Raw genomic sequence first — 22,399 nt, forward strand, 5'->3', positions numbered from 1 at the left:
CCCGGTGGCGCCCCTCCTCCGCGCCTGCCGCTTGGAGGAACGCACGACATCCCCGCCTCCCGGCTTTCGGAAGCCCGCACAAAACACCCCCGCCCCCGCCCGTTAGGCTGACCCCCGTGAACGTCCTCGTCATCGGCAGCGGCGCCCGCGAACACGCCCTGTGCCGCTCACTGTCCCTCGACCCCGCCGTCACCGCGCTGTACTGCGCTCCCGGCAACGCCGGCATCGCCGAGGTCGCCGAGCTGCGCCGGGTCGACGCCCTGGACGGCGAGGCCGTGTCCGCGCTGGCCGTCGAGCTGGGCGCCGAGCTGGTCATCGTCGGCCCGGAGGCGCCGCTGGTCGCCGGGGTCGCCGACGCCGTGCGCGACGCGGGCATCCCGGTGTTCGGCCCCTCCAAGGAGGCCGCGCAGCTCGAGGGCTCCAAGGCGTTCGCCAAGGACGTGATGGCCGCGGCCGGCGTGCCGACCTCCCGCTCCTATGTCTGCACCACCCCCGAGGAGGTCGCCGAGGCCCTCGACGCCTTCGGTGCGCCGTACGTCGTCAAGGACGACGGTCTGGCCGCCGGCAAGGGCGTCGTCGTCACCGACGACCTGGAGGCCGCCGCGGCGCACGCGGCCGGCTGTGAGCGCGTGGTCATCGAGGAGTTCCTCGACGGCCCGGAGGTCTCCCTCTTCGCGATCACCGACGGCGTGAGCGTCGTCCCGCTCCAGCCCGCCCAGGACTTCAAGCGCGCGCTCGACGGCGACGAGGGCCCCAACACGGGCGGCATGGGTGCCTACTCGCCGCTGCCCTGGGCCGACCCGAAGCTGGTGGACGAGGTCCTGGAGACGGTTCTCCAGCCGACCGTCGACGAGATGCGCCACCGCGGCACCCCCTTCTCCGGACTGCTCTACGCGGGCCTCGCGATCACCAGTCGCGGTGTCCGGGTCATCGAGTTCAACGCCCGTTTCGGTGACCCCGAGACCCAGGTCGTCCTGGCCCGGCTGAAGACCCCGCTGGCCGGTGTCCTCAAGGCGGCCGCCACCGGTGACCTCGCCGACCTGCCGGCCCTGCGCTGGAGCGAGGACGCGGCCGTCACGGTCGTCATCGCCTCGCACAACTACCCCGGCACCCCGCGCACCGGCGACCCGATCTCCGGCCTCGCCGAGGTGGCCGCCGAGGACGCCCCGCACGCGTACGTCCTGCACGCCGGGACGAAGTACGACGGTGACGACCGCGACACGGTCGTCAGCGCCGGCGGGCGCGTACTGTCCGTCACCGCGACCGGCACGGACCTCACCGAGGCCCGCGAGCGCGCGTACCAGGCGGTCGGCCGCATCGGGCTCGACGGTTCGCAGCACCGTACGGACATCGCCGCGAAGGCGGCGGCCGGCGCGTAGGCACTCGCCGCGGCAGGCATCAGCAGGGATCTCTCAGGCCCCGGGCCACCATGGAACTCCGCACGGAGGACCCATGGAACCCGGGGCCTGATCGTTGCCCACCGTCATCCACCTTTCCCCAAAGCCATTCCATCGTGTGAGCGCTGAGCTATCCGGCTGACGTGGGCCGGAGCGCCAACTAGGGTGCGGCGCAAGCGTTCCGGTACTCGTTCCGGCACTTGGCCCACCGGCATTGCGATGTCGGTGGTCGGTGCCACAGTGGGGGAGTGACCACTGCGAAGACAGCCGGGGGAAACAGGACCGTAGGGAGGGGGTGAGGTCCGGTCGTGACCGGTATGGGAGTGGAGATGGGCGCGCAGGCCGCGCGGGCCCGGGCACTGGCGGTGCTACGCATCCGCAGCCGGGCGCTCGCTGTCGCGCTGCTGCCCGCGGCCGCCGCGGTGATCCTGCTGGCGGGCGGTTCCACCGGGCACTTCGTGGGCCCGGGATGGGACGCCGCCCGCTGGACGGTGTCCGTCGTCGCGTCGGTGGTACTGCTGGCCGCCGGTGTCATCGGCCTGGTCGTCGCCCGCGCGCGCCCCGCGGTCAGCCCCACGGTCGCCGTCGCCGAGGAGGCGGCCCCCGATCTGTACCGGCTGGTCCGGGACCTCGCCGACCGCCTCGACGTCCCCGCGCCCTCCGCGATAGCGCTCACGCCGGACTGCGACAGCTGGCTGGAGGACCGTACCCACCCGGCCCACAGCCCGTCGCCGTCCCGCGGCGGTGACGAGATAGCCGGCCCGGGTGGCTCCCACGGCCCCCTCCACCGCCGTACGGGAGCGTCACCGGTGCTCGTCATCGGCTCCCCGTTCCTGTGGTGGATGCGCGTGGGCGAGCTGCGCGCCGTGCTGGCCCCGGTCGTCGCCGGTACGGGCCCCTCGGCGCACCCCGACATAGCCGCGGCCCGGCGCTTCGTGCGCGGGCTGGACGCCGCGGTGGCCGTCAGTGCCTACCGGGGCGACCGGTATCCCGTGTTGCGCCCGGCCTGCTCGGGCATCGGCTGGGCCGCCCGCCTGATGCTGCGCGGCTGTCAGATCCACGCCGGCGAGATGGAGCGGGGCGTCGCCGCCGCGGCCTCCGAGCGTGCACAGGCTGTGGATTACGGGCTGCGCATCGTCGCCCAGGAGCAGGTGGGCCTGGCCTACGCGGGCTGGGACCGTCTGCTGACGCGGGTGGCGCTGCCCGCCTGGCGGATGGGCCGCTGGCCCTCCCGGCTGGACGCGGGCGTCGTCGCCGCCCTCACCGAGCTGTCCCGGCGCGACCGGCTGGCCGAGGGGTTCGCCTCCCGGCTCGGCGAGCGCCCCGCCTGCGACCTGCTCGAAGAGCCCGGCACGATCGACGAGGCCGCCTCGCTGCTCGCCGCCCGCCTCTTCCACGGCGGCCCCGCGGATCCGGGCCCGGACTGGGCACCGGTGGCCTGGGAGGACTATCCGGACGAGGTGGTCGACCGTAAGTGGCGCACCGACGCGGCCCGGCTCCACCGGGTCCTCGACACCCTCGGCGTCCGCCGCACCTGCGACCCGACCGGCACCGCCCACGCCGCCGGCTCCCACAGCGGCCCCACCCTGGCCCGAGTCCTGGACCACCTGACGGACAGACCCACCGCCCCGGCGGGCCCCCACCCGACGGACCCGGCGGAGTCGGCCGACTTGGCGGACCCGACGGACCCGGCGGAGTCGGCCGACTTGGCGGGCCCTACGGGGCCGACCGACCCGATGGACCCGGCGGAGCCGACCGACCTGGCACGCCCGACGGCCTCCGCCGCCCCGACGGCCACCCCTGCCCCCGCCTCCGTCCCCACCTCGGCCGACCAGGCCACCGTCCCGAAGCCCGACCAGGACCCGAACCCGGACCTCGCTCCGGGCACCGGCCCCGCCGCTGCTCCCGCCGCAGCCTCCGCCGCTGCTCCCGTCACAGCGGCCCCCCTCCCGGCCCCCGAACCCGTCTACCTCGCCGATGACGAGGAGCTCTTGCCCCCGAACCCCCGCAGCGCGGCGCTCGCCGCCGGGATCGGTGCCGAGCTGGGGCGGGAGGAGGCCGCAGCGGCGGCAGCGGCGCCCCCCGCTTCGTCCGGTCCTGCGGCGTCCGGGCAGGGCCCCGACATGGCCCTGTGGGACCAGGACGCGCTCCCCCTGTTCCCCCTCCAGCCGCCGCGCACCGACCGCGAGCTCCTGGCCGATCACGTCACGGCGATGGTCTGTTGCGCCGCGATGGACACCGTCGGTGCCCTTCCGGGTCTCGACTGGCTCGACGGCCCGACCCTCCTGGTCGACGGCGAGCGCGTGGCCGACCTGGCGCCCCGGGTGCTCAGCCTCGTCGAGGACGGCGACGCGGTCCCCCTGCGCACCTGGCTGGTGGAGTTCGGGATACGCCCGGAGAAGCCGGTACGGCTCGGCTGAGCGCCCCGAGGCACCGACGCCGCCCGTGCCGTCCGCCCGCAGCCGACCCCAGCCGCCCCCTCGGCAACCCCCGGCGCCCCACCGACCAAGCCCTAGCGGAGCTCTATATTCCACTTTCGGCCAATTCGCAACGAATAGTGACCGCCTGCGCGCGTTATGTGATGTGCTGGGACCGATCGGGCCCATGGCAAGGGCTTGCGACATAGGACAAACGCGCAGGGCGGTCACGTACGGCGTACGCACGAACCAGCACGGGGGCACAAGGGAGGGGAGCACCATGGGACCCGGACCAGGACCGGAACACATCCGCCGATGGGAGTCGGGAGCACTGGCCCACGCCGTGACGGACCCCTTCGGACAGGGCCCCGTCCCGTGGCTGCGCGGCAGCGAGACGTACTTCGACGACACCGGTCAGGTCGTCCCCTGGTACGTGGACGCGGCCCCCGACCCCGCCCGGGGCGGCCTCCGCGTCCCGGCCCCCCGCTCCGAGCCCTCGGTCGGCGGCCCCCGCTCGGCCGACGACGTGCGCCGCCAGATCAAGGGCTTCGTCTCCACCGGTGCGGTCGCCCCCGGCGAGGCGGTCGACTTCCACATCACGGTCGACCCGCCTCAGGAATTCAGCGTCGACGTCTACCGCATCGGCCACTACGACGGCGACGGCGCCGCCAAGATCACCACCAGCCCGCGCCTCTCCGGCATCGTCCAGCCCCCGCCGCTGACCGCCGACCGTACGGTCTCCTGCCACCACTGGTGGCTCTCCTGGCGCTTACAGGTCCCGTCGTACTGGAGCGTCGGCGCGTACGTGGCCGTCCTCACCACCGTCGACGGCTACCGCTCCCACGTCCCCTTCACGGTCCGCGACCACCACCCCGCCGATCTGCTCCTGCTGTTGCCCGACGTCACCTGGCAGGCCTACAACCTCTACCCCGAGGACGGCCGCAGCGGCGCCAGCCTCTACCACGCGTGGGACGAGGACGGCCGTCTCCTCGGCGAGGCCGACGCCGCGACCACGGTCTCCTTCGACCGTCCGTACGCCGGCGCGGGCCTGCCCCTGCATGTCGGCCACGCCTACGACTTCATCCGCTGGGCCGAGCGCTACGGCTATGACCTCGCCTACGCCGACGCCCGCGACCTGCACGCCGGTCACATCGACCCCACCCGCTACCGCGGCCTGGTCTTCCCCGGCCACGACGAGTACTGGTCGACGAGCATGCGCCGCACCGTGGAGCTCGCCCGCGACAGCGGCACCTCACTGGTCTTCCTGTCCGCCAACTCTCTCTACTGGCAGGTGGAGTTGGGTCCCTCCCCCTCCGGCGTCCCCAGCCGCCTGCTGACCTGCCGCAAGCGCAAGGGGCCCGGCAAGTCCGTCCTGTGGCGGGAGATCGACCGCGCCGAGCAGCAGTTGGTCGGCATCCAGTACGCGGGCCGGGTGCCCGAGCCGCATCCGCTGATCGTCCGCAACGCCGACCACTGGCTGTGGGAGGCGACCGGCGCGTGCGACGGTGACGGCATCGAAGACCTGGTCGCGGGCGAGGCCGACCGCTACTTCCCGCGCACCCCGCTCCCGCCCCACGAGGAGCGCATACTCCTCGCCCACTCCCCGTACGCCGACAGCCAGGGCGTCCTCCGCCACCAGGAGACCTCCCTCTACCGGGCCCCCTCTGGCGCCCTGGTCTTCGCCTCCGGCACCTTCGCCTGGTCCCCGGCGCTGGACCGCCCCGGCCATGTGGACCCCCGCGTCCAACGCGCCACGGCCAACCTCCTGGACCGCATCTGCAAACGCGACTGACGCGCGTACGCCCGCTCGCGCCACCCGCTGTCCTTGATCGATCCCGATGTACGGGACAATCGACGCACCAGGACAGAACCACGGGGAGGAACCGTGTCCGGATTCGTAGAAAAGCCCGAGCCCCTTCAGGTGCCGGGTCTGGTGCATCTGCACACCGGCAAGGTGCGCGAGCTGTACCAGAACGAGGCGGGCGACCTCGTGATGGTCGCCAGCGACCGCACCTCCGCCTTCGACTGGGTGCTGCCGACCGAGATCCCCGACAAGGGCCGTGTCCTCACCCAGCTCTCCCTGTGGTGGTTCGACCAGCTCCGCGACCTGGTCCCGAACCACGTCCTGAGCACGGAACTGCCCGCCGGGGCCCCCGCCGACTGGGCCGGCCGCACCCTGGTCTGCAAGTCGCTCCGGATGATCCCCGTGGAGTGCGTGGCCCGCGGCTACCTCACCGGCTCGGGCCTCGCCGAGTACAAGGAGTCCCGCACGGTCTGCGGCCTCGCCCTCCCCGAGGGCCTGGTCGACGGCAGCGAACTCCCCGCGCCGATCTTCACCCCGGCGACCAAGGCCGCCGTCGGCGAGCACGACGAGAACGTCTCCTACGAGGAGGTGGCCCGTCAGGTCGGTGCCGACACCGCGGCCCAGCTCCGCCAGGCGACCCTCGCCGTCTACGGCCGCGCCCGCGACATCGCCCGCGACCGGGGCATCATCCTCGCCGACACCAAGTTCGAGTTCGGCTTCGAGGGTGAGGACCTGGTCATCGCCGACGAGGTCCTCACCCCGGACTCCTCCCGCTTCTGGCCCGCCGACCAGTGGCAGCCCGGCCGCGCGCAGCCCTCGTACGACAAGCAGTTCGTGCGGGACTGGCTGACCTCGGCCGAGTCCGGCTGGGACCGGGCGAGCGAGCAGCCCCCGCCGCCCCTGCCGCAGCACATCGTGGACGCGACCCGAGCGAAGTACATCGAGGCCTACGAGCGCCTGACGGGCATCGGCTGGGCCTGACGCGAAAGGCCCCGGTCGATGACCGGGGCCTTTGTGACGGAGCGGACGACGAGGCTCGAACTCGCGACCTCAACCTTGGCAAGGTTGCGCTCTACCAACTGAGCTACGTCCGCAGTGCGCCGTGGCGCGAGGCCAACTATACCCAACCGCGCTCCCGGGCGAGCCGCACGGCCGCGTGCCGGTTCTCCGCCCCGAGCTTGGAGACGGCCGACGACAGATAGTTCCGTACGGTCCCCTGGGACAGCGCGGCCCGCTCGGCGATCTCCGCGACGGGCGCCCCGTCGGCGGCCAGTTCGAGAACCTCCGTCTCACGCGAGGTCAGCGGCGAGTCACCGGCGGCGATCGCGTCGGCCGCCAACTCCGGGTCGACGTAACGGTTCCCGGCGTGCACGGTACGGATGATCTCCGCGAGCCGCTGCGCGCTCACCGTCTTGGGGACGAACCCCCGCACACCGGCCGCGAGCGCCCGTTTGAGATGCCCGGGCCGGCCGTGGCTGGTGACGATCAGTGCCCGGCACTCCGGCAGTTCGGTGCGCAGGGATGTGGCGACGTTCACACCGTCGGTGCCCGGCATCTGCAGATCCAGGACGGCGACGTCGGGCCGGTGCGCCAGCGCCATCGCCAGCGCCTCCGGCCCGGTGGCCGCCTCGGCGACGATCACCAGGTCGTCCTCCAGGGAGAGCAGCGCGGCCAGCGCGCCCCGGATGAGATGTTCGTCGTCGGCGAGCAGCACCCGCACGGTCATGAAGCGACCTCTCTCACAGCAGCCTTTCCGCTCAACGGGACCTCGGCGACGACCCGGAAGACGCCCGCCTCGGCGAACCCCGCCTCCAGCGTCCCGTCGACGCCCCGCAACCGCTCCCGCAGCCCGGCGAGGCCCGAACCGCCGCCGGCGCCGGTGGGCCCCGCGCCGTCGTTCTCCACCGTCAGCACCACGTGCCCCTCCGTCCTGTGCAACGCGACCGTGCATCGGCCGGCGTTTCCGTGCCGGAGCACGTTGGTGGTGGTCTCGCGCACCACCCAGGCGAGCGCGGACTGCACCTCGGCGGACAGCCCGCCGGTCTCCCCGGTCACCGCGCACGCGATCCCCGCCGCCTTCAGCACCCCCTGCGCGCCCGCGAGTTCGACCCCCAGGTCGGCTTCCCGGTATCCGCGTACGACAGCGCGCACCTCGCGCTGCGATTCCTGCGCGATGCGCTGCACCTCGATCATCTGCTCCACGGCGTCCGGTCGTCCCCGTCGGGCCAGTTGCACGGCCAGCTCGCTCTTCAGGGCGATCACCGCCAGGTTCCGGCCCATCACGTCGTGCAGATCCCGCCCGAACCGGAGCCGCTCCTCGGCGACGGCGAGCCGGGCCCGGGTGTCACGGGCCTCGTCGAGCCGGTAGACGGCGTCGAGCAGCCAGACGGAGAAGATCGAGGTGAAGGCGAGGAATCCGCCGCCGACGAACACCGCGGTCATCGTCGCCAGAGTGGCCGGGCCGGGCAGTCCGACCGGGAACGCCACGATCCCGGCGCCCAGCGCGAAGCCGGCGACGACCGCGAGCACGCGTCGTCGTCTGCGCACGCCGAGCGCGGTGAAGCCGGCCCCGAAGACCAGGACGACTCCGAAGACCCCGCCCGCGGCGGTGTCGACGCCTTCGCGGTCCGGACCGCGCTCCGCGATGCCGATCGCGGTGACGGCGACGACCGCGGTGGCCGCGGCCAGGGTCCACAGCAGTCGGACGGGCTGCGGCCGGCGACCGCGCGTCCAGTCCAGCGCCCGTGACGCCGTCACCGCGCTCAGGACGCAGTGCGCGACCGTCATCGCCGGCAGCCACCACCCCGTGCCGGTCCGCAGCCCGCCGGTGAACGGCAGTCCCACCGCCATGAACTCGGCCACGGCGAAGAAGTGGAACGACCACCGCGTGTATGTCTCGACCTTCGCGGGTGTGCTCTTCCGCCCCCACCAGCCCCACGGCCTGCGCATCCGCACGCCCCCCGTTTCCCCGTACTCCCGGCGCCCCTCGTACCTCAGCGCCGGGGCTCCCATCGGAACCACCGGCGTACAGCAAACACCGCCGGCAGGGTCCAGGCCAGTGCGGTCGCCAGGGCGCCCAGGGCCTCGTACGCCGACAGGCTTCCGGTCCAGCCGCCGCGTATCAGGGTGATCACCGGGGACAGGGGCAGCAGTTCGCAGACGGAGGCGAGCCGGTCGGGCAGCAGTTCCAGGGGGACGGTCACGCCGGAGCCGCTCATCGACACGAGGACCATGGGCATCGTGGTGACCTGTGCGCTCTCGACGGTCCGGGTCACCGCCGCCGTGACCGCCGCGAGCGCGGCGCACATCACCAGGCCCGACAGCAGTCCCAGAACGGCGAGATGAGGGGCCTTCGGGGCCGGCACGTCGAGCAGGACCGTGCAGCCGGCCACCAGCACCAGGGACTGCACCAGCCCCGTGGCGACGACGGGCAGCGCCGCCCCGCCGAGGATCTCCGGATCCCGCAGCTCACCGGTACGCAGTCGCTTCAGCACCAGCTCCTCGCGCCGGGCGGTGTAGATGGCCGCCAGCGCCGAGTACACCCCGAACAGCAGCGAGACGCCGATCGCGGCGGGCAGCAGCACCAGGCCGACACTGAGCCCGACGTCCTCCACGTCCATGTCCCCGACCACCGACGCCAGGCTCACCGGCAGCACCAGCGGCACGAACACGGCCGCGATGATCGTGCTCCTGCTCCGCCCGAGCAGGGTCAGCTCGGCCCGCGCGAGGGCGGCCATACGGCTCGCGGGAGTCGTGACCGAACGGCCGACCGCACGGGTGGCCGGGTCCTTCACCGACGCCCCGCCCATGCCGTGACCTCCTTCGTCTCGTCGTTCCTCGACGCCTCCCGGGCGATCCCCAGGAACGCCTCCTCCAACGAGGCCGACCGCACATCCAGCCTGCGCAGCGCGACCTGGGCCCGCTCGGCCCACACCAGGAGCCCGGTCGCCGCCCGCTGGAGCTCCCGGGTGCGCAGCCGTACGACGCGTCCGTCGACCTCGTGACCGCACACGCCCAGCTCGCCCAGCGGAGGCAGATCGCCCACGAAGTACCCCTCGGGCAGTTCGAAGGTGATCCGGGACGGCTGGGCGCCGGTCACCTCGGCGGGTGTTCCGGCGGCCGCGATACGGCCCTTGTGCAGGATGGCCAGCCGGTCGGCGAGGTTCTCCGCCTCTTCCAGGTAGTGCGTGGTCAGCAGCACCGTCGTACCGGCGTCGCGCAGCGTGCGCACCAGGTCCCAGGTGTCCAGGCGGCCCTCGGCGTCCAGGCCGGTGGTCGGCTCGTCCAGGAACAGCACCTCGGGTTCTCCGAGGACCGCGAGCGCCAGGTCGAGACGCCGCCGCTCACCGCCGGACAGCTGCTTGACCCGGACGTCGGCCCGCCCGGCGAGCCCGACCAGTGCCAGGGCCTCCCTGATCGGGCGGGCGCGGCTCACACAGCCGGCCCACATGCGCGCGGTCTCGGCGACGGTCAGCTCGGAGGGGAAGCCGCCCTCCTGGAGCATCACGCCGGTGTACGGCCGGACGGCGGCGCGCTCGGCGTACGGATCGTGGCCGAGAACCCTGATCCGCCCGCCGTCGGGGCGCGCGAGTCCCTCCAGCAACTCGACCGTCGATGTCTTTCCGGCGCCGTTGGTGCCGAGCAGCGCGAAGATCTCACCGCGTTCGACGTGGAAGGAGATCCCGCGGACCGCTTCGAACCCGCCCCCGTACACACGCCGGAGGTCGGTGACCTCGATCACGTGTTCATTCGTGTCCATGCCTCGAGCCTCCCCGCGGGCGGAGGCCGGCAGCAGTGCGAGGTGTCACCACTCCGTATGACAAATGTCAGACGGTCGCTCGCGTCACCCACCCGCTCACGGCACACGAAAAGACCCCGGTCCATTGGACCGGGGTCTGATTCCCGAGCGGACGACGAGGCTCGAACTCGCGACCTCAACCTTGGCAAGGTTGCGCTCTACCAACTGAGCTACGTCCGCATTGCCTCCGACCGGCTTTCACCGATCGGCGCGAGCACCACCCTACCTGATCCACAGCAGTGGTCAGACAGGTCATGCAGAGCGGGTGACAGGGATCGCACACTGCGCCTTCCCCCTGGAAGGGGGATGTTCTACTACTGAACTACACCCGCGTGTACTCCGTGAGCTGGGCTTTTCGGCCTGGCCCCTCGGCGTGCTCCAGACTCTAGCTGACCAGGAGGGGTGCAGCGCAAGTCGGTACGTTCGAGGGGCCGGTGACCGGCCGTCGGCCCGCGGCTCACGGGGAGCCGATCAGCGGGTGCGGCTCACTGCGCGTCGGCGAACGCCTCGTAGACCTTCTTGGGGATGCGGCCGCGCGCCGGCACCTCCAGCTTGTTGGCCTGGGCCCAGGCCCGGACGGCCGCGGGGTCGGGGGCGACCTCCGTCTGCTTGTACGCCTTGCCGGACCTCGACCGCTTGCGGCCGGCGTCGACGTAGGGCTCGAGAGCCTTACGCAGTTTCTTGGCATTGGCTTCATTCAGGTCGATCTCGTACGACTTGCCGTCGAGCCCGAAGGCGATCGTTTCCGCCGCTTCCGAGCCGTCGATGTCGTCAAAGAGAGTGACCACGACCTTCTGCGCCACGAATATCGGTCCCTTCGTGCGACACCTCTGCGATGACGTGCCAAGACGTCACGGAGATGTCGACTGTCCGCCTGTTATGGGGCAAAGTATCGGCTAATGACAATTCATTTGTACAGTGCCCGGCATTGCAATGTGAAGCTCGACTAAATCTGCCCGCGTGTCCCAGGGCAATAGGGAACGTCGGCGCACCCCGGATCTTTCCCTGAAATTTTCGCCAAGGCACTGGTCCGATACCCGATCGTGATGGCGCTCACGTAGTTTCCTACAACTCTACCCGCGTAGAAATTTTGTACGGGTAGTCTGAAGACACCTGTTGGAGACACCCGCAGGCACCTGCTCAGCACCACACCACCGGGAGTGCCAGTGGCACGCGTCGTAGTCGACGTCATGCTCAAGCCGGAGATCCTCGACCCCCAGGGCCAGGCGGTGCAGCGCGCACTGCCGCGGCTGGGTTTCGAAGGCATCTCCGACGTACGTCAGGGAAAGCGATTCGAACTGGAAGTTGACGGGCCGGTCGACGAGGCCGCCCTCGCCCGCATCCACGATCTTGCGGAATCCTTCCTCGCGAACACCGTGATCGAGGACTTCACCGTCAAGGTCGAGTCGGAAGAAGCAGTCGCGGGAGCCGCGAAGTGACCGCTCGTATTGGCGTCGTCACTTTCCCGGGCAGCCTCGACGACCGGGACACTCAGCGTGCGATCCGGCTCGCGGGGGCCGAACCCGTCGCTCTCTGGCACAAGGACAAGAACCTCCATCAGGTGGACGCCGTGGTGCTGCCCGGCGGTTTCTCCTACGGCGACTATCTGCGGGCCGGAGCCATCTCCCGCTTCTCGCCGGTGATGGAGACCGTCATCGAGCAGGCGAAGGCCGGTCTTCCGGTCCTGGGTATCTGCAACGGCTTCCAGATCCTCACGGAGGCACACCTGCTTCCCGGCGGGATGCTCGGCAACGACCACCTCCACTTCATCTGCCGCGACCAGAAGCTGCGGGTGGAGAACGCGGAGACCGCCTGGACCGCCGACTACGAGGCGGGCCAGGAGATCCACATCCCGCTGAAGAACATGGACGGCCGGTACGTCGCCGACGAGCGCACCCTCGACCAGCTCGAGGCCGAGGGCCGGGTCGTCTTCCGCTACCTGGACGTCAACCCCAACGGCAGCCTCCGCGACATCGCCGGCATCACCAACGAGGCCGGCAACGTCGTGGGCCTCATGCCGCACCCGGAGCACGCCGTCGAGCCCCTCGTCGGCTCCGGCCGCACCGACGGTCTCCCGTTCTTCACCTCGATCCTCAAGAAGCTGGTCAACGCATGAGCCGGACGCCTCTGGACACGGTCGAGCACGCGGCCGAGACCCCCGACGTCGAGCTGCCCTGGGCCGAACTCGGCCTGAAGAAGGACGAGTACGAGCGCGTGGTCGAGATCCTCGGCCGCCGCCCGACCGGCGCCGAGCTGGCCATGTACTCGGTCATGTGGTCCGAGCACTGCTCGTACAAGTCCTCCAAGGTCCACCTCCGCCAGTTCGGTGAGAAGGCCCCCCGGTCCGACGCGCTGCTCGTGGGCATCGGCGAGAACGCCGGCGTCGTCGACGTCGGCCAGGGCTACGCGGTCACCTTCAAGGTCGAGTCGCACAACCACCCCTCGTACGTCGAGCCCTACCAGGGCGCGGCCACGGGCGTGGGCGGCATCGTCCGCGACATCATCGCGATGGGCGCGCGTCCGGTCGCGGTCGTGGACCCGCTGCGTTTCGGCGCCGCCGACCACCCCGACACCAAGCGCGTCCTGCCGGGCGTCGTGGCCGGCATCGGCGGCTACGGCAACTGCCTGGGCCTGCCGAACATCGGCGGCGAGGTCGTCTTCGACGCCTGCTACCAGGGCAACCCGCTGGTCAACGCCGGTGCCATCGGTGTGATGCGGCACGAGGACATCCACCTCGCGAAGGCATCCGGCGCCGGCAACAAGGTCATCCTCTACGGGGCCAGGACCGGCGGCGACGGCATCGGCGGCGCGTCGATCCTCGCCTCCGAGACCTTCGACGACGCCAAGCCGTCGAAGCGCCCGGCCGTGCAGGTCGGCGACCCCTTCCAGGAGAAGCTCCTCATCGAGTGCACCCTGGAGGCCTTCCGGGAGAAGCTCGTCGTCGGCATCCAGGACCTCGGCGCGGCCGGCCTGTCCTGCGCGACGTCCGAGCTGGCCTCCAACGGCTCGGGCGGTATGCGCGTCACCCTGGACGACGTGCCGCTGCGCGACTCCACGCTCTCGCCCGAGGAAATCCTCATGAGCGAGTCGCAGGAGCGTATGTGCGCGGTCGTCGAGCCGGCGAAGGTCGAGCGGTTCCTGGAGATCTGCGACAAGTGGGACGTCATCGCGACCGTCATCGGTGAGGTGACCGACGGCGACCGGCTGGAGATCTTCTGGCACGGCGGCAAGATCGTCGACGTCGACCCGCGGACCGTGGCCCACGACGGCCCGGTCTACGAGCGCCCCTACGCCCGCCCGGAGTGGCAGGACGCCCTCCAGGCGGACGACGCGAACCGGCTGGCCCGGCCCACGACCGGCGCCGAGCTCAAGGACCAGGTGCTCAAGCTGGTCGCCTCGCCCAACCAGGCGTCCAAGAAGTGGATCACCTCGCAGTACGACCACTTCGTACAGGGCAACACCGTCCTGGCGCAGCCCGAGGACTCCGGCATGATCCGGATCGACGAGGAGACCGGCCTCGGCGTCGCCATCGCGACCGACGGCAACGGCCGGTACGCCAAGCTCGACCCGTACGCGGGCGCGCAGCTGGCCCTCTCCGAGGCCTACCGGAACGTGGCGACGACCGGCGCCAAGCCGCTCGCCGTCTCCGACTGCCTGAACTTCGGTTCCCCCGAGGACCCGGCGGTGATGTGGCAGTTCGCGGAGGCCATCCGCGGCCTCGCGGACGCCTGCCAGCAGCTCGGCACCCCGGTGACCGGCGGCAACGTCTCCCTCTACAACCAGACGGGCGAGGTGGCCATCCACCCGACCCCGGTGGTGGCCGTGCTCGGTGTGATCGACGATGTCGCGCGCCGCACGCCCGTCGCCTTCCGGGAGGAGGGCCAGCTGCTCTACCTCCTCGGCGACACGCGTGAGGAGTTCGGCGGTTCGGCCTGGTCCCAGGTCATCCACGACCACCTCGGCGGTCTGCCCCCGAAGGTCGACCTGGAGCGGGAGCGGCTGCTCGGCGAGATCCTGATCTCCGCCTCCCGCGACGGCATGATCGACGCCGCGCACGACCTGTCCGACGGCGGTCTGATCCAGGCGGTCGTCGAGTCGGCGCTGCTCGGCGGCAAGGGCGCGCGGCTGGTCGTACCGGACGGGCTCGACGCCTTCACCCTCCTGTTCTCCGAGTCGGCGGGCCGTGCCGTGGTGGCCGTCCCGCGCTCCGAGGAACTGCGTTTCAACGACATGTGCGGGGCGCGCGGCCTGCCCGTCACCCGCATCGGTGTCGTCGACGGCGACACGGTCGAGCTCCAGGGTGAGTTCGAGCTGTCCCTGGAGGAGCTGCGCAAGGCTCACGAGGACACCATCCCGGCGCTGCTCGCGTAAGCACCACCCGCGGCATCCGTACGGCGGTCCAGGCCCCGCCCGTTCCCACGGGCGGGGCCTTCGTCGTGCCGTCCCACGGTCGCGCAGAGCGGGACGGCCCCGGTGTCACAGGCGGCCACTAGGCTCACCGCCATGCCTCCGGCCAGGAAACGCACCCGCGCGTACGACCCCGTCAAGATCCGCGCCGCGGTCACCGCGCAGTTCGAAAACGTACGGCGGGCCGTGGCCGGCCTCGGCCCCGAGCAGCTCGCGCTGCCCACGCGGCTGCCGGGCTGGACCGTACGGGAGCTGGCCGCGCACGTGACCATGGCGGTGGCGACGGTCGGCCGCAACCTCGACCGGGACGAGCCCCCGAAGGCGGAGCTCACGCTCCTTCAGTGGCCCTTCGCCACCGCTGCCCGGGCCGCCGACATCTCCGACGGCACCCGGGAGCTCGCCGCGGCCCACCCCGACCTGAACGCCCTGTTCGCCCGTACCGAGGAGCGCATCGCCGAGGACCTGGCCACCGCCCCCGGCGACCGCCTCCTCGCCACCCGCACCGGCGCGATGACCCTCGCCGACCACCTCGTCACCCGGACCGTCGAACTCGTCGTCCACACCGACGACCTGAACGCCGCCGTCCCGGGCCTGGACATCGCGTACGACCGTCAGGCGCTCGCCGCCGCCACCCGGCTCCTCGCCGACGCCCTCGCCGCCAGGGCGCCGGGTGGCGCGACGGAGGTGCGGATCCCGCCGTACGCCGTCGTGCAGTGTGTCGAGGGTCCCCGGCACACCCGGGGCACCCCGCCCAACGTCGTCGAGACCGACCCGCTGACCTGGATCCGGCTGGCCACGGGCCGGGTGACCTGGCCGGACGCCGTCGAGCAGGCGAAGGTCGCGGCGAGCGGCGAGCGGGCCGACCTCACGGCGCTGCTGCCCCTCATGTCCTGAATCCGACCCCAGGTGGAACCGACCGCCCCACCTGTCCCGTCGAACCGGCATGTACAGGCAGAGGCACAGCCCTACGCACACGTACAAGCAGCGCCTGACGCTGACCGCGGCCGTCCTGCTCCTCCCGCTCGCCGCGGCCTGCGGCAGCGAGAAGGCGGGCGGTGAGCGGCCCGGCAGCGGGGCGGTGAGCGCCGAGCAGCCCGTCACCGGGGTCCGCTGGAACGTCGACAGCGTCACCGTGGACGGCGCCACCCACCGCGCCCCGGCCGGCGCGCACGTCGAGATCCGGGACGGCAAGGCGGCAGGCAGTTACGGCTGCAACAACTTCACCGCCAAGGCCGCCGTCGAGGGCGCCAGCATCCGGTTCAGTGACGCCAGGTCGACCAGGATGGCCTGCGCGGACCAGCCGATGGACTTCGAGCGCACGCTGGCCGGCACCCTCGCCGAGGGCGCCCTCAGCACCGAGGTCGACGGCACCACGCTGACGCTCGCCACGGCCGACGGCGATCAGGTCCTGCTGACCAGGAAATGACCCGCGGGCGGCTCTCCGGCTCCGGTGAGGCGCGCCCGTCGGCCCCGATGGTGTGCGACACCTCACTCGCCCCGGCGGAACGGGTGCTCGCGCGCTCGCCCCCGGGGCCCGTCCGGCCATCCAATGGATCATCTTATCCGGCCATTGACCTGCGGAAATGAGTCGATCATGGAGGTGACGGGCGGCCGGTGATCGAGTTACCGGCGGGTATCCCCAATTCGGACCAGTGGTCGATCTCGCCTACACTCGGTGGCGTGCCACGTGGTGACGGTCGACTCAGTCATGATCTGCTCCCCGGCGAGAAAGGCCCCCAGGACGCTTGCGGCGTCTTCGGAGTCTGGGCTCCCGGTGAAGAGGTCGCCAAGCTCACTTACTTCGGGCTCTACGCCCTTCAGCATCGAGGTCAGGAATCCGCGGGGATCGCGGTCAGCAACGGCTCCCAGATCCTCGTCTTCAAGGACATGGGCCTCGTGTCCCAGGTCTTCGACGAGACCTCGCTCGGTTCGCTCCAGGGTCATATCGCGGTCGGACACGCCCGCTACTCGACCACCGGGGCCTCCGTGTGGGAGAACGCCCAGCCGACGTTCCGTGCCACCGCGCACGGCTCGATCGCGCTCGGTCACAACGGCAACCTCGTCAACACCGCCCAGCTCGCCGAGATGGTCGCCGACCTGCCCAAGCAGGAAGGCCGCAGCCCGCGCGTCGCGGCGACCAACGACACCGACCTGCTCACCGCGCTGCTCGCGGCCCAGGTCGACGAGGACGGCAAGCCGCTGACCATCGAGGAGGCGGCCCACCAGGTCCTTCCGCAGGTCAAGGGCGCCTTCTCGCTCGTCTTCATGGATGAGCACACCCTCTACGCAGGCCGCGACCCGCAGGGCATCCGCCCGCTGGTCCTCGGCCGTCTGGAGCGCGGCTGGGTGGTCGCCTCCGAGTCCGCCGCCCTCGACATCTGCGGTGCCGCCTACGTCCGTGAGATCGAGCCCGGCGAGTTCATCGCCATCGACGAGAACGGACTGCGGACCTCCCGGTTCGCGGAAGCGAAGCCCAAGGGCTGTGTCTTCGAGTACGTGTACCTGGCCCGCCCGGACACCGACATCGCCGGCCGGAACGTGTACCTCTCCCGCGTGGAGATGGGCCGCAAGCTGGCCAAGGAAGCGCCGGTCGACGCCGACCTGGTGATAGCGACCCCGGAGTCCGGCACCCCGGCCGCAATCGGTTACGCGGAGGCCTCCGGCATCCCCTTCGGCGCGGGTCTCGTGAAGAACGCGTACGTCGGCCGGACGTTCATCCAGCCCTCGCAGACCATCCGCCAGCTCGGTATCCGCCTGAAGCTGAACCCGCTGAAGGAAGTCATCAAGGGCAAGCGTCTGGTCGTCGTCGACGACTCGATCGTGCGCGGCAACACCCAGCGGGCCCTCGTCCGCATGCTCCGCGAGGCGGGTGCGGCCGAGGTCCACATCCGGATCTCCTCGCCGCCCGTGAAGTGGCCCTGCTTCTTCGGCATCGACTTCGCCACGCGCGCGGAGCTGATCGCCAACGGCATGACCATCGACGAGATCGGCACCTCCCTGGGCGCCGACTCCCTCTCCTACATCTCCATCGACGGCATGATCGAGGCGACCACCATCGCCAAGCCGAACCTCTGCCGCGCCTGCTTCGACGGCGAGTACCCGATGGAGCTCCCGGACCCCGAGCTGCTCGGCAAGCAGCTCCTGGAGACCGAGCTGGCCGCGGGTCCCGCAGCCACGGCCGCGGCTGACGCCATCCGTCGCCCGTAGCGCCGCAGAGCCCCGTTTCACCAACCCGAAAGATCCCAGGCAATGTCTTCTGTGTCTGATCAGTCCCCTCCGGCCACGGGCAGTGCCTCCGGCGCGTCCTACGCGGCTGCCGGAGTCGACATCGAGGCGGGCGACCGCGCCGTAGAGCTGATGAAGGAGTGGGTGAAGAAGACGCAGCGCCCCGAGGTCCTCGGCGGCCTCGGCGGCTTCGCCGGCCTCTTCGACGCCTCCGCCCTCAAGCGTTTCGAGCGCCCGCTGCTCGCCTCCGCCACGGACGGCGTCGGCACGAAGGTCGACGTCGCGCGTCAGCTCGGTGTGTACGACACCATCGGTCACGACCTGGTCGCCATGGTCATGGACGACATCGTGGTGTGCGGCGCCGAACCGCTGTTCATGACCGACTACATCTGCGTCGGCAAGGTCCACCCCGAGCGGGTCGCCGCCATCGTCAAGGGCATCGCCGAGGGCTGTGTGCTCGCCGGCTGCGCCCTGGTCGGCGGCGAGACGGCCGAGCACCCGGGTCTGCTGGGCGAGGACGACTTCGACGTCGCCGGCGCCGGTACGGGCGTCGTGGAGGCCGACCGGCTGCTCGGCCCGGATCGAATCCACACGGGTGACACGGTGATCGCCATGGCGGCCTCCGGTCTTCACTCGAACGGATACTCCCTGGTCCGGCACGTCCTGCTGAAGCAGGCCGGGCTGTCCCTGGAGGCGCGGATCGACGACCTCGGCCGCACCCTCGGCGAGGAGCTCCTGGAGCCCACCAAGATCTACTCGCTGGACTGTCTGGCGCTCACCCGTACGACGGACGTGCACGCGTTCTCGCACATCACCGGCGGCGGCCTCGCGGCCAACCTGGCCCGGGTGATCCCGGACGGGCTGCACGCCGTCGTGGACCGCTCCACCTGGACCCCGGCCCCGATCTTCGACCTGGTGGGCAGGACCGGCTCCGTCGAGCGCCTGGAGCTGGAGAAGACCCTGAACATGGGCGTCGGCATGATGGCGATCGTGCCCGAGGAGTCGACGGACGTGGCCCTGGCGACGCTGGCCGACCGCGGCGTGGAGGCCTGGGTCGCCGGCGAGATCACCGAACGCGGCGAGCACACCACGGGCGCGGAGCTGGTCGGGGACTACGCCGGCTGAGGACCGGGCGGGCCTGCGACCGGGCAGGCCCAGGACCGTGTAGGCAGCACAAGACCCGGTCGGTGACCGAAGTCACCGACCGGGCGGGTGCTCAGTACAAGGTCAAGCGCCGCGACGGTGTTGCGAGGAATCCTCGCCGTCATCCTCGTCGTCGTCCCCGTACAGCTCGGCGTACCGGGCGTACGGGTCGTCGTCTTGCTCATCGTCATCGTCATCGTCCTCGAATGGCTGACCATTCGGCGGAATATTCGATGGCGATGCGCCCAGCTCTTCGGCCAGGCGTGAGAGATCTGTCCCGCCGCTGTTGTACTTCAGCTGGCGGGCGACCTTCGCTTGCTTGGCCTTGGCCCGGCCGCGCCCCATGGCTCGACCCCCTCAACGACGGGGCTCGACGGCCCCAGGTTGACACGCGTTCATGATCCAGGACGGTCTCTCCGTGGAGAGCCCGTCGTAGGGCTCCCACGGTACCTGAGCCCACGCCCGTACGGTACGTCGCCCGTAGCACGCGCGTGTGCGCAGCACCTTTCGGTCGCCCCGTCCTCGCTGGTCAGTGGCGATTTTAACCACTTATCGGCGGCCGACCCGCCGGGAAGAGTGAGAGTTCTCTCCAACTTTCCTCCCGGCGGTACCGCCGGGACCCCCTGAGGGGTCGCCGCGGAGCCCTACGCGAGGGTCACCAGCCGCGCGCCTGGGCGGCCTCGTGCATCCGCTGTTCGGCGATGCGGTCGGCCGCCGCGGCCGGCGGAATCCCGTCCGCCTTCGCACGAGCGAAGATGGCGAGCGTGGTGTCGAAGATCTTCGCGGCCTTCGCCTTGCACCGCTCGAAGTCGAAACCGTGCAGCTCGTCGGCGACCTGGATGACGCCGCCGGCGTTCACCACGTAGTCCGGCGCGTAGAGGATCCAGCGGTCGGCGAGGTCCTTCTCCACACCCGGGTGGGCGAGCTGGTTGTTGGCCGCGCCACAGACGATCTTCGCCGTCAGCACCGGCACGGAGTCGTCGCTCAGCGCACCGCCGAGCGCGCACGGCGCGTAGATGTCGAGCCCGTCGATCCCGATCAGGCGCTCGGTGTCGGCGACCACCCCCACCGAGGGGTGCTTGTCGGCGATCCGCCGGACGGCTTCCTGGCGCACATCGGTGATCACGACCCGGGCGCCCTCCGCCAGCAGGTGTTCCACCAGGTGGTGGCCGACCTTGCCGACGCCCGCGATGCCGACCGTGCGGTCCCGCAGCGACGGGTCGCCCCACAGATGCTGCGCGGAGGCCCGCATCCCCTGGTAGACACCGAAGGCGGTCAGCACGGACGAGTCGCCGGCCCCGCCGTTCTCCGGTGAGCGCCCGGTCGTCCAGCGGCACTCGCGGGCCACGACGTCCATGTCGGCGACATAGGTGCCGACATCGCAGGCGGTCACGTACCGACCGCCGAGCGAGGCCACGAAACGGCCGTACGCGAGCAGCAGCGCTTCGGTCTTGATCGTGTCGGGATCGCCGATGATCACGGCCTTGCCGCCGCCGTGGTCCAGACCGGCCATGGCGTTCTTGTACGACATCCCGCGCGCGAGGTTCAGCGCGTCGGCGACGGCCTCCGCCTCGGTCGCGTACGGGTAGAAGCGGGTACCGCCGAGGGCCGGGCCCAGAGCGGTGGAGTGGAGGGCGATGACGGCCTTGAGGCCGCTGGCGCGGTCCTGGCAGAGCACGACTTGCTCATGGCCACCCTGGTCCGAGTGGAACAGGGTGTGCAGTACATCAGCAGGTGCGCCGGAAACGTCGGTCACTGTGGTGACTCCCGGGTATCGAGCGGCGGGTCGGGACGCAGGCACCGTAAGGGTGGCGGGCCTGATGGACTGAGAGTAGAGCCTGCCCGGCCCGCCGACCTCGCAGTGTCGGGGATCACCTTCTCCCGGAGTACCGCCGTGGGACGATTCGCAGGGTTTCCCGATCGCCCGAAGGGGGAGGGAGCAGGCGTGCCCAAGGTGTCCTCGGTGGTCGTTCCGTACGCGGTCTATCTGCGTGTGTACGAGCCGCTGGCCGCCTTCCCCGAGCCCGAGCGCACCCACTGGGCGCGCTACGCCGGCCGCCCCGAGCTCCCCTCCTACCAGGACGAGCTGCGCCGCTCGCTGGCCGACCTGCTGCCGACCCCGCCGGTCGCGGTGCCCGTGCACGAGAGCGGCGACGCGTTCCTGGCCCAGGTGGACGGGGTGCTCTGCGTCTGCCCCTGGCGCACCCGGCTGCGCGGCTGGCTGGCCCTGGCGGAGCTGGACGACGAGCTGCCCCGGCCGGTCCTGGAGGCGGCACTGCCCGAGGTCGTACGCCTGGAGGCCGCCAAGGACCACGAGCGGTGGCTCGAACGCAACCCCGATGCGCGCCCCTGGATCCGTACCGCCGTCTGGCACGTGCCCCTGAACTGGTTCGTGCTCGTCTCCGACGAGGAGCGGGAGTACGAGAAGGGGACGGCGGAGGTGGCCCCCGTGCTGCGCTACCGCACCCCGATGGTGCAGGCGCGGCGCAGGGTGGCCCGGTCGCTGCGAACGCTGAAGGACACGATGGAGGGCGGGCCGCTCGTCGAAGGCCTGGTGGACGTGGGGCGCTGGCTCGAGGAGTTCCACCCGCGTTCGCTGGTGGAACTGGATTACGGCGGTCTGGTGCACGTGCTGCCGGCGGGTGATCTGGAGGACGATCACTCGGCGAAGGACGTGGCCGAGGGCATCGAGGCGCTGCGGGTCGGCGACGGCGCGGCGGCGGCCGAGGCGTACGCCCGGCTCGTGGAGCGGTGGCGTTCCGTACGGGAGCGGCGCTCGGCGAACTGACGGCCACCGTGGGTCCGCACGGCCGCCGACCTCCCGTGTTCGCTGTGATCTGACGATGTGACAGACGCGACAGCGCTTTCATTAGTGACGCACGTCACGGCCGTGAACCAGTGGAACAGCGTACGGTCAACCGCACTTCACGGAACTGACGGGACGTAGGTCCCGATCCGGGCTTATGTCGCAAGGGTGATGGAACGCACGTACACGGCCCTTGCGTCGGTTGCCCCTCCTCGTGCCAAAATAGGACAAGGAGTCCGGGGAGGGCTCCGTCCGCCTGCTTATGCTCCACTGTGGGGGGAAATCTCAGCATTGCAGCGCTTTGGGGGGTCTGGTGCCTCCTGATCGCCCTGTGACTGATCGTCACAGTGGCGTGACTGTCCGCTATGGCATGGTCCATCGGCTTCCGTCGCCGATGAACAC

General features: G+C 71.2%; 19 protein-coding genes and 3 tRNA genes. 12 read left to right on the top strand and 10 right to left on the bottom strand.

What is annotated here, in order from left to right; genetic code table 11:
* Positions 1-116 precede the first annotated feature (116 nt).
* The 4 genes from purD (at position 117) to OHU34_RS22295 (ending at position 6,599) form a co-directional block, all read left to right on the top strand.
* A complete protein-coding gene (gene purD, locus OHU34_RS22280) occupies positions 117-1,379 on the top strand; it encodes a phosphoribosylamine--glycine ligase (protein ID WP_054242232.1) in 1,263 nt (420 codons plus the stop codon).
* A gap of 335 nt (positions 1,380-1,714) precedes the next feature.
* On the top strand, positions 1,715-3,817 hold the full coding sequence (locus OHU34_RS22285; RefSeq protein WP_405772326.1) for a hypothetical protein: 2,103 nt from the start codon (positions 1,715-1,717) through the stop codon (positions 3,815-3,817).
* A gap of 277 nt (positions 3,818-4,094) precedes the next feature.
* Positions 4,095-5,606, top strand: coding sequence for a N,N-dimethylformamidase beta subunit family domain-containing protein (locus OHU34_RS22290; protein WP_142265050.1), 1,512 nt, complete (start codon positions 4,095-4,097; stop codon positions 5,604-5,606).
* Positions 5,607-5,699: 93 nt separating this feature from the next.
* Positions 5,700-6,599, top strand: a complete 900-nt coding sequence (locus OHU34_RS22295; RefSeq protein WP_142265049.1) for a phosphoribosylaminoimidazolesuccinocarboxamide synthase — start codon at positions 5,700-5,702, stop codon at positions 6,597-6,599.
* Between the two features lie 40 nt (positions 6,600-6,639).
* Here OHU34_RS22295 and OHU34_RS22300 read toward each other — a convergent pair.
* From OHU34_RS22300 to OHU34_RS22335, 8 genes are all read right to left on the bottom strand, one after another.
* Positions 6,640-6,712: transfer RNA gene (locus tag OHU34_RS22300), tRNA-Gly, on the bottom strand.
* A gap of 23 nt (positions 6,713-6,735) precedes the next feature.
* A complete protein-coding gene (locus tag OHU34_RS22305) occupies positions 6,736-7,344 on the bottom strand; it encodes a response regulator transcription factor (RefSeq protein WP_142265048.1) in 609 nt (202 codons plus the stop codon).
* The gene (locus OHU34_RS22310; protein ID WP_200839728.1) at positions 7,341-8,567 is read right to left on the bottom strand and encodes a sensor histidine kinase; all 1,227 of its coding nucleotides are present in this window, start codon (positions 8,565-8,567) and stop codon (positions 7,341-7,343) included. The genes OHU34_RS22305 and OHU34_RS22310 overlap by 4 nt, the downstream gene beginning before the upstream one ends.
* Before the next feature lie 44 nt (positions 8,568-8,611).
* A complete protein-coding gene (locus OHU34_RS22315) occupies positions 8,612-9,427 on the bottom strand; it encodes an ABC transporter permease (RefSeq protein WP_142265046.1) in 816 nt (271 codons plus the stop codon).
* Positions 9,409-10,377: an ABC transporter ATP-binding protein gene (locus tag OHU34_RS22320; protein ID WP_405767976.1), complete on the bottom strand. Its 969-nt coding sequence runs from the start codon at positions 10,375-10,377 to the stop codon at positions 9,409-9,411. The genes OHU34_RS22315 and OHU34_RS22320 overlap by 19 nt, the downstream gene beginning before the upstream one ends.
* A gap of 146 nt (positions 10,378-10,523) precedes the next feature.
* Positions 10,524-10,596 (bottom strand) — tRNA-Gly (locus OHU34_RS22325).
* Between the two features lie 80 nt (positions 10,597-10,676).
* Positions 10,677-10,748, bottom strand: a tRNA-Gly gene (locus OHU34_RS22330).
* A 153-nt stretch (positions 10,749-10,901) separates the two neighbouring features.
* A complete protein-coding gene (locus tag OHU34_RS22335; protein ID WP_020131279.1) occupies positions 10,902-11,219 on the bottom strand; it encodes an Lsr2 family protein in 318 nt (105 codons plus the stop codon).
* 363 nt (positions 11,220-11,582) lie between these two features.
* On the opposite strand from OHU34_RS22335, the gene purS reads away from it, so the two are divergent.
* The 7 genes from purS (at position 11,583) to purM (ending at position 19,173) form a co-directional block, all read left to right on the top strand.
* On the top strand, positions 11,583-11,855 hold the full coding sequence (gene purS, locus OHU34_RS22340; RefSeq protein ID WP_020131278.1) for a phosphoribosylformylglycinamidine synthase subunit PurS: 273 nt from the start codon (positions 11,583-11,585) through the stop codon (positions 11,853-11,855).
* Positions 11,852-12,532 carry a phosphoribosylformylglycinamidine synthase subunit PurQ gene (gene purQ / locus OHU34_RS22345; protein WP_020131277.1) on the top strand — a complete coding sequence of 227 codons (681 nt, stop codon included), beginning with the start codon at positions 11,852-11,854 and terminating at the stop codon, positions 12,530-12,532. Before purS ends, purQ begins: the two co-directional genes overlap by 4 nt.
* Positions 12,529-14,787, top strand: a complete 2,259-nt coding sequence (gene purL / locus OHU34_RS22350; protein WP_142265044.1) for a phosphoribosylformylglycinamidine synthase subunit PurL — start codon at positions 12,529-12,531, stop codon at positions 14,785-14,787. Before purQ ends, purL begins: the two co-directional genes overlap by 4 nt.
* A 132-nt stretch (positions 14,788-14,919) precedes the next feature.
* Positions 14,920-15,717 (top strand): maleylpyruvate isomerase family mycothiol-dependent enzyme, encoded by a 798-nt coding sequence (locus OHU34_RS22355; protein ID WP_142265043.1) that lies wholly within the window; start codon positions 14,920-14,922, stop codon positions 15,715-15,717.
* Positions 15,718-15,766: 49 nt separating this feature from the next.
* The gene (locus OHU34_RS22360) at positions 15,767-16,249 is read left to right on the top strand and encodes an META domain-containing protein (protein ID WP_405767979.1); all 483 of its coding nucleotides are present in this window, start codon (positions 15,767-15,769) and stop codon (positions 16,247-16,249) included.
* Positions 16,250-16,503: 254 nt separating this feature from the next.
* Positions 16,504-18,030 (top strand): amidophosphoribosyltransferase, encoded by a 1,527-nt coding sequence (gene purF / locus OHU34_RS22365; RefSeq protein ID WP_062644596.1) that lies wholly within the window; start codon positions 16,504-16,506, stop codon positions 18,028-18,030.
* A gap of 51 nt (positions 18,031-18,081) precedes the next feature.
* Complete coding sequence (gene purM, locus OHU34_RS22370) at positions 18,082-19,173, top strand: phosphoribosylformylglycinamidine cyclo-ligase (RefSeq protein ID WP_405767981.1); 1,092 nt, start codon at positions 18,082-18,084, stop codon at positions 19,171-19,173.
* Positions 19,174-19,275: 102 nt separating this feature from the next.
* Here the strand turns inward: purM and OHU34_RS22375 are convergent, their stop codons facing one another.
* Both OHU34_RS22375 and OHU34_RS22380 read right to left on the bottom strand, forming a co-directional pair.
* The gene (locus OHU34_RS22375) at positions 19,276-19,536 is read right to left on the bottom strand and encodes a DUF3073 domain-containing protein (protein WP_142265040.1); all 261 of its coding nucleotides are present in this window, start codon (positions 19,534-19,536) and stop codon (positions 19,276-19,278) included.
* 310 nt (positions 19,537-19,846) lie between these two features.
* Positions 19,847-20,947, bottom strand: a complete 1,101-nt coding sequence (locus tag OHU34_RS22380) for a Leu/Phe/Val dehydrogenase (protein ID WP_405767983.1) — start codon at positions 20,945-20,947, stop codon at positions 19,847-19,849.
* 189 nt (positions 20,948-21,136) lie between these two features.
* Here OHU34_RS22380 and OHU34_RS22385 point away from each other — a divergent pair, with 189 nt between their 5' ends.
* Positions 21,137-21,979 carry a hypothetical protein gene (locus OHU34_RS22385; RefSeq protein ID WP_142265039.1) on the top strand — a complete coding sequence of 281 codons (843 nt, stop codon included), beginning with the start codon at positions 21,137-21,139 and terminating at the stop codon, positions 21,977-21,979.
* Positions 21,980-22,399 lie beyond the last annotated feature (420 nt).

The organism is Streptomyces sp. NBC_00080, from assembly GCF_045041255.1.
Classification (GTDB): domain Bacteria; phylum Actinomycetota; class Actinomycetes; order Streptomycetales; family Streptomycetaceae; genus Streptomyces; species Streptomyces coriariae.